Source organism: Bacillus sp. FSL R5-0560 (assembly GCF_037966305.1).
GTDB lineage: Bacteria > Bacillota > Bacilli > Bacillales > Bacillaceae > Bacillus > Bacillus mojavensis.
Genome location: NZ_CP150195.1, coordinates 440,919 through 454,009 on the forward strand (window position 1 = coordinate 440,919; position 13,091 = coordinate 454,009).

Here is a 13,091-nt window from a genome sequence, read left to right on the forward strand (position 1 = left end):
GTTATAATTGGTACTTTTCATCATACCAAAAAGAAGTCAGAATGATAAGAAAACAATGACAGTGGGGGGATTCACATGAGTCAAACAACCGCATCAACTTTCACTACCGCAGAGTGGCAGCAAAAACGGGACCAATTTGTTTCTAAGGGCGTGAGCAACGGAAACCGCAGCCTGGCGGTAAAAGGAGAGGGAGCAGAGCTGTATGATTTGGACGGCCGAAGATTTATTGATTTTGCTGGAGCCATTGGAACTTTAAACGTCGGACACTCGCATCCGAAGGTGGTAGAAGCTGTGAAGCGGCAGGCGGAGGAGCTGATCCATCCGGGCTTTAACGTCATGATGTATCCGTCTTATATTGAATTAGCTGAAAAGCTTTGCGGCATTGCGCCGGGCACTCATGAGAAAAAAGCGATTTTCCTCAACTCCGGAGCGGAAGCGGTGGAAAACGCAGTGAAGATCGCCAGAAAGTATACCAAGCGCCAAGGCGTTGTCTCGTTTACACGCGGGTTCCACGGACGCACGAATATGACAATGAGCATGACAAGCAAGGTGAAGCCGTACAAATTCGGTTTTGGTCCATTTGCATCAGAGGTATACCAGGCGCCGTTTCCATATTATTATCAGAAGCCTGCCGGACTGAGTGACGATGCATATGACGATATGGTCATTCAAGCCTTCAATGACTTCTTTATCGCAGCAGTTGCTCCTGAAACGGTAGCCTGTGTTGTGATGGAGCCGGTGCAGGGAGAAGGCGGATTCATTATTCCTTCTAAACGGTTTGTGCAGCATGTTGCTTCCTTCTGTAAAGAACATGGCATCGTCTTTGTAGCCGATGAAATTCAAACCGGATTTGCCAGAACGGGTACTTATTTCGCGATCGAGCATTTTGGTGTCGTCCCAGATCTGATCACGGTTTCGAAGTCTCTTGCGGCTGGTCTGCCGTTAAGCGGTGTGATTGGACGCGCGGAAATGCTTGATGCGGCGGCGCCCGGAGAGCTCGGCGGCACGTATGCGGGAAGTCCGCTTGGGTGCGCGGCGGCATTGGCTGTTTTGGATATTATTGAAGAAGAAGGCCTGAATAAACGTTCTGAGGAAATCGGCAGGATCATTGAAGAAAAAGCGCTTGAATGGAAAACTGAATACCCGTTTATCGGTGACATCCGCAGACTTGGGGCGATGGCAGCAATCGAGATCGTCAAAGACCCTGAAACACGTGAACCTGATAAAGCGAAAGCGGCAGCGATCGCAGCGTACGCGAATCAAAACGGATTGCTGCTGCTGACAGCCGGAATCAACGGCAATATCATCCGCTTCCTGACGCCGCTGGTTATTTCAGATGATCTTCTGAATGAAGGGCTCCACATTGTGGAAGCAGGTCTGCGAGCTTAATCATTGGAAAGAATACGCACGGGTCTGCTATCATTTTAAGTAAATCCAAGATAGAAAGGAATGTTCAATATGCCAGATCAATTAACGGTCTACAACCCGGCTACAGGCGAGGCGATCAAAACGATTCCTCAGCAATCAGCCAAAGAAGTAGAAGAAGCCATTGAACGTTCACATCAAGCGTTTAAATCATGGTCTAAAACATCAGCGAACGAAAGAGCGTCTCTGTTGAAAAAGTGGTATGAACTAATCGTTGAACATAAAGAAGAACTCGCAGATTTAATTACGAAGGAAAACGGAAAACCGTACCAGGAAGCTGTCGGCGAGGTACTGTACGGCGCTGGTTATATCGAGTGGTTCGCAGAGGAAGCGAAGCGTGTGTATGGAAGAACCGTTCCGGCTCCGACAACCGGAAAACGAATTGTCGTAACGCGCCAAGCCGTTGGCCCAGTTGCCGCGATTACGCCATGGAATTTTCCAAATGCGATGATTACACGTAAAGCGGCGCCTGCTCTTGCTGCCGGCTGTACGTTTATCATCAAGCCGGCGCCTGATACACCGCTGTCAGCCTATGAACTTGCACGCCTCGCGTACGAAGCGGGTATCCCAAAAGACGTGCTTCAGGTTGTCATCGGTGATGGCGAGGAGATCGGAAACGTTTTTACAAGCAGTCCGAAAATCCGCAAAATCACCTTTACAGGATCAACACCTGTAGGGAAAATCCTGATGAAAAACAGCGCGGATACTGTGAAACACGTATCCATGGAGCTCGGCGGACATGCCCCGCTGATTGTGGATGAAGATGCAAACATTGATCTTGCTGTTGAACAGGCAATGGTGTCCAAATACCGAAACGCGGGTCAGACTTGCGTATGCGCCAACCGGCTCATTGTCCATGAATCCATCAAAGATGAATTTGCTGCGAAACTGAGCGAGCAAGTATCCAAGCTGAAGGTTGGAAACGGCCTTGAGGAAGGCGTTAACGTCGGTCCGATTATCAACAAAAGAGGCTTTGAAAAAATCGTCAGCCAAATTGATGATGCGGTTGAAAAAGGAGCGAAGGTTGTTGCTGGGGGCACTTATGAACGAAACGATGATAAAGGCTGCTACTTTGTCCATCCGACAGTGCTCGCTGACGTCGATACGTCCATGAATATCATGCACGAGGAAACCTTTGGCCCTGTTGCGCCAATCGTCACTTTTACAGATATTGATGAAGCCATTGAGCTTGCCAACGATACACCGTACGGACTGGCTGCTTATTTCTTCACAGAAAACTACCGTCGCGGCATTTATATTTCCGAGAACCTTGAATACGGAATTATCGGCTGGAATGACGGGGGGCCGTCCGCGGTTCAAGCTCCGTTCGGCGGAATGAAAGAAAGCGGAATCGGCCGTGAAGGCGGTTCAGAAGGTATTGAACCATATCTCGAAACAAAATATATGTCCATCGGTTTATAAACGAAATGATATGCTCCTAAATAGGTGCCGGAAAATCCGGCACCTCTTTTTGTGTTTCAGCGAATAAACACATCAATTCCAGCCAAAATAACAGCAAATACATTTTGAAAGAAGGTTCCCCAACAATGGATTTATTACTGGCTCTTCTCCCTGCTTTGTTTTGGGGGAGCATTGTTCTCTTCAATGTTAAATTAGGCGGCGGGCCTTACAGCCAAACATTGGGAACGACGATCGGGGCGTTAATTGTTTCTATCGTTATTTATTTGTTTGTCCAACCCGTCCTGTCCATGCGCATTTTTATTGTTGGAATTATATCCGGCTTATTTTGGTCACTTGGGCAGAGCAACCAGCTCAAAAGCATTCAGTTAATGGGTGTGTCCAAAACGATGCCGATTTCCACGGGGATGCAGCTTGTTTCCACCTCACTGTTCGGTGTCATCGTTTTCCGAGAGTGGTCAACACCGATTGCGATTACACTTGGAATCCTCGCTCTTATCTTTATTATTGTCGGTATCGTTCTCACGTCATTAGAAGATAAGAAAGACAAAAAAGATGGAGAGCCGAGCAACTTAAAAAAGGGCATTTTAATCCTTCTGGTCTCGACACTGGGATATTTGATTTATGTTGTTGTCGCAAGGTTGTTCAATGTATCTGGATGGTCCGCCCTGTTGCCGCAGGCGATCGGGATGGTCATTGGAGGGGTCATACTAACCTATAAGCACAAGCCCTTCAATAAGTATGCCATCAGAAATATTCTCCCGGGCTTAATCTGGGCAGGGGGAAATATGTTTTTGTTTATTTCTCAGCCGAAAGTCGGCGTTGCCACAAGCTTTTCTCTTTCTCAAATGGGAATTGTCATCTCGACGCTTGGCGGTATTTTTATCCTGCGTGAAAAGAAATCAAAACGCCAGCTGATTGCGATTGCGATCGGGATTGCACTGATTATTGTGGCTGCCGTATTCTTAGGAATCGCCAAAACGAATTCATAACAATTAAGGAGGATGGATATGTATCCGGATTTAAAAGGAAAAGTCGTCGCTATTACAGGAGCTGCTTCAGGACTAGGAAAGGCAATGGCCATTCGCTTCGGCAAGGAGCAGGCAAAAGTTGTAATCAACTACTACAGTAACAAGCAGGATCCAAACGAGGTAAAAGAAGAGGTCATCAAGGCGGGCGGTGAAGCCATTGTCGTCCAAGGAGACGTAACGAAAGAGGAAGATGTAAAAAACATCGTCCAAACAGCGATTAAAGAGTTTGGCACACTCGATATTATGATTAATAATGCCGGTCTTGAAAACCCTGTACCGTCTCATGAAATGCCGCTCAAGGATTGGGAAAAAGTCATCAGCACGAACTTAACAGGCGCCTTTTTAGGAAGCCGTGAAGCGATAAAATATTTTGTTGAAAATGATATCAAAGGAAGCGTCATTAATATGTCGAGCGTCCATGAAGTGATTCCTTGGCCATTATTTGTTCACTATGCGGCAAGTAAAGGCGGAATCAAGCTGATGACGGAAACATTGGCACTGGAATATGCGCCGAAAGGCATTCGTGTCAACAATATCGGGCCTGGCGCGATCAACACGCCAATCAATGCTGAAAAATTTGCTGATCCTAAGCAGAGAGCAGATGTAGAAAGCATGATTCCGATGGGATATATCGGTGAACCGGAGGAAATTGCGGCAGTGGCAGCCTGGCTTGCTTCGAAGGAAGCCAGCTACGTCACAGGCATTACGTTATTTGCGGACGGCGGTATGACACAATACCCTTCCTTCCAAGCAGGACGCGGATAAATCAAAAAAAAGCGATCCAGAACTCATCTGGATCGCTTTTTCTTTAGGCGCGCTTTTTCTTTACAAGAGCTGCAACAGATAAAATAATAGCGGCTGCAGACAGCACAATTGCTGTTATATCAAGAGCCGATGAACCTGAGTCTGCAGAAGCAGAATCATCTTTCGTTTGAGTGGCGCCGTGCTCGTCTGTTACTTCTTTGGATGTAGTGATTTTTGTAATGGCATGAGGCGTTTCCGCATCTTCATCGCCTGTCCATTCAACAATGCTGCCGTCTTTGTAATATTGATAAGCATCCCAAGCGGCTTCATCCGCTTTATCAGGGTTTTTGGCAACAAAGGTAAACTGCTGGAACTGGCCTTCCTGAATGCCCCCGCCAGTGGCTTCCCACGTCACGGACACTGATTTGTCGTCGTGTTTTGCAGTAGACACCTTCCAGCCCGGAACCGGTTCGTATTGCTGGAACTCAACATTCTTTGGCATTTTTAAAACAACCTTTGTTGTCGGCTGATTTTTTTCGGAAGGAACCTTCATTGTGTAGGTCTCCCATGAGCCTGCGGCTGATTCAGCCGGTTTTACAGACACGTGCGCGCTGGCAGGCGCCGTAAAGAATAAAAGAGAGCCGATAACAGCTGGGCATAGTGTGAATGCGATTTTTTTAAACAATTCAAACACTCCTTAATTTGTCTTTGTAAACATGATATTGATTTCGTTAAAGTCGCCGGTCAGTCCGTGGACTTTGATCTTCCAGTTTCCCTTTTCATTAATAGACAGGTTTTCAGTCTGGAAGATACCATCTGTTTTTTCTTTCAACTGAAACGTGCTTTTGTTTTTACTGCCGGACAGTCCCGTTTTATAAACGGTCAAGGTGATTTGCTGAATGTTTTTTGCTGGGTCTCCGTTATGATCAGTAACCCTGAGTTCAAACACGTTTTTGCCGGGCTGGTTCGGGCTGATGCTGAGAGACACACTTTGCCCGTTTTCAATCGCTTTGGTTTGATAAAACGGTTCCGGTGCAGGCTCAGGCGGACTTGGCAGACTTGTAAATACGGCGGCTGTGATCAGGACAGCGATGCCGATTGCCCATTCCGCTTTTAGCGTGCGGGTGATTTTGGACCCCTTCCGTTTTCTGGTGAGCAGAAAATGAATACCGCCCAGAATCAGCATTAAAACAAACAGTCCGCTTTTGACTAACAAGGCTTGGCCGTACGCCGTATGGAAAAGTGAATCCATTGACCGGATGATGAAAAATCCATTGAGCAAGCCCGAGAACAAAATGACACCGACTGCAGTGAGCGCCCATGGAGAGAACCGTTTTACCGTCTCCCATGCAAGCGTCTTGTCCTGCTGTCTCCACTCCTGTGACAGCAGGAAAACGATGGCCGCTATTCCGCCGACCCAGATAGAGGCGGAGGATAAATGTAGGAAATCCATCAGGATACCGACCGTTTTTTCTTCTACAACAGCGGCATGTCCGGTAAACGCTTTGGCAAGCAGAAGACCGAAAAAGAAAATGAGCGGCGCTGTCCAATATGCGAAGGACGCAAAACGCTTTTTGCGTAACACTGGGATGGCAGAAAGGACAAGCAGTACGTACAGCACGGCTTGAATCATCCAAATTGTGCCTCCCGCGGTTTCAAACAGTGTTTCTTTCATATACCCCGGCTGAAAGGCGTTGGCCCAGCCGCCCCCTGTATTCGCTTTTGTCTGTAACGGTAGCTGAAGCAGGAGCGCCAGTCCCAGCACAGTGACTGAGATGACAAGCAAACGCTTCGTCCGTTTGGCGAGTTTTTTTTCGTCCCCTTTATACCAGAAGAGATGGAAGAAAACGGTCCCGATAAACAGAGAAAAGGCTGTATACAGAATGGCACGGTCTGCAGCTGTTCCCGGATTAAGCGCTGAGCTTGATGTTTTCTGGCTGCTGAACCCTCCTTCCGCTTTGCCGATGCTGAACGGAATGACGCCGGAAACAGGGTGCCCGTCTGCTGAAACGGCATTCCATTCCGCTCTGTACACGTCATGAGGCAGATTTTTTTTCAGCTTCACGGTCATGATGTGGTTGTTGTCTTTTTTGATTTCTGTTTTGTCCGTATCCACCCGGTCACCGTCTGAATTATAGACTTTAATGTAGTGAAAGCCTTCTTCAACAGGTTCATTAAATTCAATTTCCACCTGTGCGGGAGCGCTTTTTAATTCACTGTTTTCTCCGGGTGAAGATTTGACAATATAGGCGTGAGCAAAGCTTGTTTTCGGCAGGAAAACAAGAAAAAGCAGAAGGAAGATCCACCATCTGTTTCGTTGCATTACTCAGACACCACCTTCCGCTAGTTATGTTGTGTTATTTCTTGGTGCATGTGCAGCGTTTTTTTCTGTCCCGTAGCATGTCTTCCAGCGCTTGATCGAAGGTGCGGACGGCTCCGCCAAAGCCTTTTTGAAACCGTTCAGCATGGTCAAGAGTCGCAAACGGTATGGCCTGCGGCTGGCAGCAGTGCAGATTTAATTCGGCGTTTACAACAAAATAAGCCGAAGCGGCACTGACCGTAGTTTGTAACAGAAAGTCTCTGCAAATCAAATGAGAAACCTCTTCCGTTTTATCTGCATACCGCAAAAACGCGCAATGTGCGCAGCACAGCTGTTCAATGTCTTGTGTCACCGTGATCAGCTGGACCGAATAAGCTTGATTCGCTGGCTTCAGGCAATAGCTGCACATGTGATCAGTCTGAGGCGCACGGACTGGGAGTGTGATGCCGCCGGCTGTTTTTATCACCTGGTTTGATTGGACAAGCTGATTCACATCTCTATATACCGTCATTTCTGACACACCGAACCGTTGACTGATATCAGAAATTCTTAGGGCGCCTTCTTCTTTCAGCCACTCAAGTATGTGCTGCTGTCTATTAATCGGAAGCATTCATACATCCCCTTCATTAAGATCTTCTTAAGCGTAGAGGATTTCAGAGACTGAGACAAGTATGCTGATGATAAAAAATGTGAAAATGTGTTGAACAGTAACAAAACGAAACAGAGTGGTCTCTGGTATAATGGACATATGAATGGAGAGTGAAATACCATATGAAAGAAACTGTATGCCCGAACTGCGGCAAACCTTTGACAGGCGATATGGTCAGATCGTCAAATGTCCCGTGCCAATTTCGCTGCGGACACTGCCGGGAACGGCTTTATGAATATAAAGTATCAGCACCGATTATGCTGGTATCATTAGCAGTCATCGTGCTGCTCATTTATCTGATGCTGCTCCTTCGCAATGCGGCAGGCTCATTGATTCCGGCCGTTCAGCATGTGCCGATGGCTGTTTTTGCACTTGTGTGCGCCTATCCCGTTTTTATTGTGAGTGAGCGGATGATCGCAAAGTACGTAATTCAAAACGGAAACATTATTTATAGAGGAAAGAGAAAAGGCTCCTGAAACCAGGAGTCTTTTTATTTTTAAAAAATTGTCACACCCATGTGCCAAAGTCCTCTTTACTTTCAATTGTATAGGGACTGTAAGCGTTTTAATATAGAGTCAAAGGGAAGCATCATTCTCTGACATTATCATTCTTTTAGCGACAAACAAAACAGGGAGGATTTATATATGCAGCAAGAACAGCAGCAAGGCGGCATGAAAGTGAAAGTTCAGCGCTTCGGCAGTTATTTGAGCGGAATGATCATGCCGAATATCGGCGCGTTTATCGCTTGGGGCATCATTACCGCGCTGTTTATTCCGGCGGGATGGTTTCCGAATGAACAGCTGAATACACTTGTCAACCCGATGATTACGTATTTACTGCCGCTTTTGATAGCGTATACAGGCGGAAAAATGATTTACGACCACCGCGGCGGAGTCGTCGGAGCGACAGCGGCGATCGGTGTGATTGTCGGATCGGATATTCCAATGTTTTTAGGTGCAATGATAATGGGGCCGCTTGGCGGATACCTCATTAAACAGATTGATAAATTGTTCAAGGATAAAGTCAAACAAGGCTTTGAAATGCTGATCAACAACTTTACGGCAGGGATAGTCGGCGCGGCTTTGACGATTCTCGCGTTTTACGCCATCGGTCCGGTTGTCCTGACGTTAAACAAATTGCTGGCAGCTGGTGTGGAAGTCATTGTACACGCTAATTTGCTGCCTATTGCAAGCGTTTTCGTGGAGCCGGCGAAAGTGTTGTTCCTAAACAACGCCATTAACCATGGAATCTTAAGCCCAATCGGAATCGAGCAGGCAGCCCAAACGGGAAAATCGATTCTGTTCTTAGTAGAAGCAAACCCTGGACCAGGACTCGGCATTTTACTCGCGTACATGTTCTTTGGCAAAGGATCTTCAAAATCAACGGCTCCTGGAGCGGCAATCATTCACTTCTTCGGAGGGATTCACGAAATTTACTTCCCGTATATTTTGATGAAACCGGTCTTGATTCTCGCAGCCATTGCCGGCGGAGCAAGCGGACTCCTAACGTTTTCTATCTTTAATGCCGGTCTAGTTGCAGCTTCGTCACCGGGCAGCATTATCGCATTGATGGCAATGACACCAAGAGGAGGCTATTTCGGCGTATTGGCGGGTGTATTGGTCGCTGCAGCTGTATCGTTCATCGTTTCAGCAGTGATCCTGAAATCCTCAAAAGCAAGTGAAGAAGACCTGGCTGCCGCAACAGAAAAAATGCAGTCCATGAAGGGGAAGAAAAGCCAAGCAGCAGCTGCTTTAGAGGCGGAACAAGCCAAAGCAGAGGAAGCGTCTGAGCTGTCTCCTGAAAGCGTGAACAAAATTATCTTTGCGTGTGATGCGGGAATGGGATCAAGTGCGATGGGGGCATCCATCTTAAGAAACAAAGTGAAAAAAGCGGAGCTTGACATCAGTGTGACCAACACGGCCATTAACAATCTGCCAAGCGACGCGGATATTGTTATCACCCACAAAGATTTAACAGACCGCGCGAAAGCAAAGCTGCCGAATGCGACGCATATCTCAGTGGATAACTTCTTAAACAGCCCGAAATACGACGAGCTGATTGAAAAGCTGAAAAAGTAATCTTATAGAAAGAGAGTGATACTCATGCAAGTACTCGCAAAAGAAAACATCAAACTTAATCAAACGGTCGCAACGAAAGAAGAAGCGATCAGATTGGCCGGCCAAACACTGATTGACAACGGCTACGTGACAGACGATTATATTGAAAAAATGTTTGAACGGGAAGAAACATCTTCTACCTTCATGGGGAATTTTATTGCCATTCCCCACGGCACAGAAGATGCGAAAAGCGAGGTGCTTCACTCAGGAATTTCTATCATTCAAATTCCTGGCGGAGTAGAGTATGGAGAAGGAAACATAGCTAAAGTCGTATTCGGCATTGCCGGAAAAAATAACGAGCATTTAGACATTTTGTCAAACATCGCCATCATCTGCTCAGAAGAAGAAAACATTGAACGCCTGATTTCTGCGAAAAGCGAAGAAGATTTGATCGCGATTTTCAACGAGGTGAACTAGCATGATTGCCTTACATTTCGGTGCGGGAAATATCGGGAGGGGCTTTATCGGTGCGCTGCTTCACCACTCCGGCTATGAAGTGGTGTTTGCGGATGTAAATGACACGATGGTCGGCCTCCTTAATGAAAAACGGGCATACACTGTTGAACTCGCAGAAGAAGGGCATTCGTCAGAGGTGATCGGCCCGGTCAGCGCCATCAACAGCGGCAGCCAGCCGGAGGAGCTGTATCGGCTGATCAAAGAGGCGGCGCTCATCACGACGGCAGTCGGCCCGAATGTGTTAAAGCTGATTGCTCCGAGTATCGCAGAAGGTTTAAGACGGAGAACCTGTGCTGACACGCTGAATATCATTGCCTGTGAAAATATGATCGGCGGAAGCAGCTTCTTAAAAAAAGAAGTATACAGCCACTTAACAGAGGCGGAACAGGAGGCTGTCGGCCAAACTGTCGGATTCCCGAATTCCGCGGTTGACCGGATTGTGCCGATTCAGCATCATGAAGATCCGCTCAAAGTGTCGGTTGAGCCGTTCTTTGAATGGGTCATCGATGAATCAGGCTTTATCGGGGAAACACCGGCAATAAAAGGGGCGCTGTTTGTTGATGATTTAACGCCGTACATCGAACGAAAGCTGTTTACCGTAAATACCGGCCATGCTGTAACGGCCTATGTCGGCTATCAGCGCGGATTAAAAACGATAAAAGAAGCGATCGATCACCCGGAGATCCGCCGTGTTGTTCACTCGGCTCTGCTTGAAACCGGTGATTATCTCATCAAAACGTACGGTTTTAAGCAGTCAGAGCACGAGCAATATATTAAAAAAATCATCGGCCGCTTTGAAAATGAATTTATCACTGACGATGTGACCCGTGTGGCGAGATCGCCGCTCAGAAAGCTTGGAGAAAATGACAGACTTGTAGGTCCGGCGAAGAAAATCAAAGCGCCGAATGCACTGGCTGAAGGCATTGCGGCGGCGCTGCGATTCGACTTTGCCGGTGATCCGGAAGCGGTCGAGCTCCAAGCGCTGATCGCGGAAAAAGGATACAGCGGAGTGCTTCACGAGGTGTGCGGTATCCCGTCCCATGAACCGCTCCATGCCATCGTTTTAAAAAAACTGAATCAATAACCAACCCGTGACAGCACGTCACGGGCTTTTTTTGCCATCTCGTAATCTAGTATAATAGAAAACGCTTACGATAGCAGGGGAAGGAGAATGACGATGAAACGATTCGAGATTGCGGCAATACCGGGAGACGGAGCAGGAAAAGAAGTTGTGGCGGCTGCTGAGAAAGTGCTTCATACAGCTGCTGAGGTGCACGGGGGTTTGTCATTCTCATTTACGTCATTTCCATGGAGCTGTGACTATTACATGGAACACGGCGAAATGATGCCTGAGGACGGAATACATACACTCACCCAATTTGAAGCGGTTTTCTTAGGGGCGGTTGGAAATCCGAAGCTTGTTCCCGACCATATCTCATTATGGGGGCTGCTCCTGAAAATCCGGAGAGAACTCGAGCTTTCTATTAATATGAGACCTGCCAAACAAATGGCAGGCATTACGTCGCCGCTTCTGCATCCAAATGATTTTGACCTCGTGGTGATTCGCGAGAACAGTGAGGGTGAATACAGTGAAGTTGGTGGACGCATTCACAGGGGCGATGATGAAATTGCCATCCAGAATGCCGTGTTTACCAGAAAAGCGACAGAGCGAGTCATGCGCTTTGCCTTCGAATTGGCGAAAAAACGGCGCGGCCATGTGACAAGTGCAACAAAGTCTAATGGCATATATCACGCGATGCCGTTTTGGGATGAAGTCTTTCAGCAGACTGCTTCTGATTACTGCGAGATTGAAACGTCATCCCAGCATATTGATGCGCTGGCCGCTTTTTTTGTGACGCGTCCGGAAACGTTTGATGTCATTGTGGCAAGCAACCTGTTCGGTGATATTTTAACCGACATCAGCTCGAGCCTGATGGGGAGCATCGGCATTGCGCCGTCTGCGAACATCAATCCGGACGGCAAATACCCGTCTATGTTCGAACCGGTTCACGGCTCAGCTCCCGACATTGCCGGTCAGGGTCTTGCCAATCCAATCGGCCAGATTTGGACAGCGAAGCTGATGCTTGACCATTTCGGAGAGGAAGAGCTGGGGAAAAAGATCCTCGATGTGATGGAACGAGTAACGGGTGACGGCATCAAAACACGCGACATTGGCGGGCAAAGCACAACGGCTGAGGTCACGGACGAAATCTGTGCGCGGTTAAGAAACCTATAATTATGTAGGCCGGGGCGAAGTTGCCTCGGCCACTTACAACATTTCAACAGATTCCTAACCAAGAAGATCCCAAATGCTGTATAATGACATGGAATTCTTTAGGAAGGTATCAGGTGAAAGAAGTTGAACGCAAAAACGATCACATTAAAGAAAAAATCAAAAACCAAATTTATTGTACTCAGTATCGCATGTATCCTGGCTATCATATTCATGATCAGAATGGCATTTTATATTCCCTATCTTGTTGAAGGTTCATCAATGGCTCCAACGCTAAAAGACTCAGAACGGATTTTGGTGGACAAAGCAGCCAAATATACAGGCGGGTTTCAGAGAGGCGACATCATCGTGATTCATGACGAAAAGAGCGGCCGTTCATTTATAAAACGGTTAATCGGTTTGCCGGGCGACTCTATTATCATGAAGGATGATCAGCTATACATAAACGGTAAGAAAGTCGACGAACCGTATCTAAAGGAACATAAACAAGAAATGCAAGCGTTAGGGGAAAATCTCACGAATGATTTTAAAGCTGAGGTGCCTTCCGGCAAATATTTTGTCATGGGAGATAACCGTCTCAATTCGGTGGACAGCAGAAATGGAATGGGTATGCCTTCTGATGAAGATATCATTGGTACTGAGTCTCTTGTCTTTTATCCGTTCGGTGAGATGAGACAAGCAAAATGAATACATACGC

Annotated in this window: 13 protein-coding genes; 10 read left to right on the top strand and 3 right to left on the bottom strand. The window is 47.1% G+C overall.

Going from position 1 to position 13,091, the window contains the following annotated elements:
• Positions 1–75 precede the first annotated feature (75 nt).
• The 4 genes from gabT (at position 76) to gdh (ending at position 4,640) form a co-directional block, all read left to right on the top strand.
• On the top strand, positions 76–1,389 hold the full coding sequence (gabT, locus tag NST56_RS02255) for a 4-aminobutyrate--2-oxoglutarate transaminase (RefSeq protein ID WP_339179660.1): 1,314 nt from the start codon (positions 76–78) through the stop codon (positions 1,387–1,389).
• Positions 1,390–1,458: 69 nt separating this feature from the next.
• Entirely contained in the window at positions 1,459–2,847 is a 1,389-nt protein-coding gene (gene gabD, locus NST56_RS02260; RefSeq protein WP_010333035.1) for a succinate-semialdehyde dehydrogenase, read from the top strand.
• Between the two features lie 125 nt (positions 2,848–2,972).
• On the top strand, positions 2,973–3,836 hold the full coding sequence (glcU, locus tag NST56_RS02265; protein ID WP_010333036.1) for a glucose uptake protein GlcU: 864 nt from the start codon (positions 2,973–2,975) through the stop codon (positions 3,834–3,836).
• 18 nt (positions 3,837–3,854) lie between these two features.
• A complete protein-coding gene (gene gdh, locus NST56_RS02270) occupies positions 3,855–4,640 on the top strand; it encodes a glucose 1-dehydrogenase (protein WP_010333037.1) in 786 nt (261 codons plus the stop codon).
• Positions 4,641–4,683: 43 nt separating this feature from the next.
• Here gdh and NST56_RS02275 read toward each other — a convergent pair whose 3' ends face one another.
• Genes NST56_RS02275 through ycnK form a run of 3 tightly spaced genes read right to left on the bottom strand, consistent with a single transcriptional unit; the run spans position 4,684 to position 7,549 of the window.
• Positions 4,684–5,304, bottom strand: a complete 621-nt coding sequence (locus NST56_RS02275; RefSeq protein WP_268444297.1) for a DUF1775 domain-containing protein — start codon at positions 5,302–5,304, stop codon at positions 4,684–4,686.
• Between the two features lie 12 nt (positions 5,305–5,316).
• Positions 5,317–6,942, bottom strand: coding sequence for a copper resistance CopC/CopD family protein (locus NST56_RS02280; protein WP_339179667.1), 1,626 nt, complete (start codon positions 6,940–6,942; stop codon positions 5,317–5,319).
• A gap of 34 nt (positions 6,943–6,976) precedes the next feature.
• Positions 6,977–7,549, bottom strand: coding sequence for a copper uptake transcriptional regulator YcnK (gene ycnK, locus NST56_RS02285; RefSeq protein WP_168746941.1), 573 nt, complete (start codon positions 7,547–7,549; stop codon positions 6,977–6,979).
• Between the two features lie 161 nt (positions 7,550–7,710).
• Here ycnK and NST56_RS02290 point away from each other — a divergent pair, with 161 nt between their 5' ends.
• From NST56_RS02290 to lepB, 6 genes are all read left to right on the top strand, one after another.
• Positions 7,711–8,064 carry a hypothetical protein gene (locus NST56_RS02290; protein ID WP_010333041.1) on the top strand — a complete coding sequence of 118 codons (354 nt, stop codon included), beginning with the start codon at positions 7,711–7,713 and terminating at the stop codon, positions 8,062–8,064.
• Positions 8,065–8,232: 168 nt separating this feature from the next.
• Positions 8,233–9,666: a PTS mannitol transporter subunit IICB gene (locus NST56_RS02295; RefSeq protein WP_339179672.1), complete on the top strand. Its 1,434-nt coding sequence runs from the start codon at positions 8,233–8,235 to the stop codon at positions 9,664–9,666.
• A 24-nt stretch (positions 9,667–9,690) separates the two neighbouring features.
• Complete coding sequence (locus tag NST56_RS02300) at positions 9,691–10,122, top strand: PTS sugar transporter subunit IIA (RefSeq protein ID WP_268471681.1); 432 nt, start codon at positions 9,691–9,693, stop codon at positions 10,120–10,122.
• Position 10,123: 1 nt separating this feature from the next.
• The gene (locus tag NST56_RS02305) at positions 10,124–11,245 is read left to right on the top strand and encodes a mannitol-1-phosphate 5-dehydrogenase (protein WP_339179676.1); all 1,122 of its coding nucleotides are present in this window, start codon (positions 10,124–10,126) and stop codon (positions 11,243–11,245) included.
• An 87-nt stretch (positions 11,246–11,332) separates the two neighbouring features.
• Positions 11,333–12,397: a tartrate dehydrogenase gene (locus NST56_RS02310; protein ID WP_286059043.1), complete on the top strand. Its 1,065-nt coding sequence runs from the start codon at positions 11,333–11,335 to the stop codon at positions 12,395–12,397.
• 123 nt (positions 12,398–12,520) lie between these two features.
• Entirely contained in the window at positions 12,521–13,081 is a 561-nt protein-coding gene (gene lepB, locus NST56_RS02315) for a signal peptidase I (protein ID WP_339179681.1), read from the top strand.
• Positions 13,082–13,091: the final 10 nt, after the last annotated feature.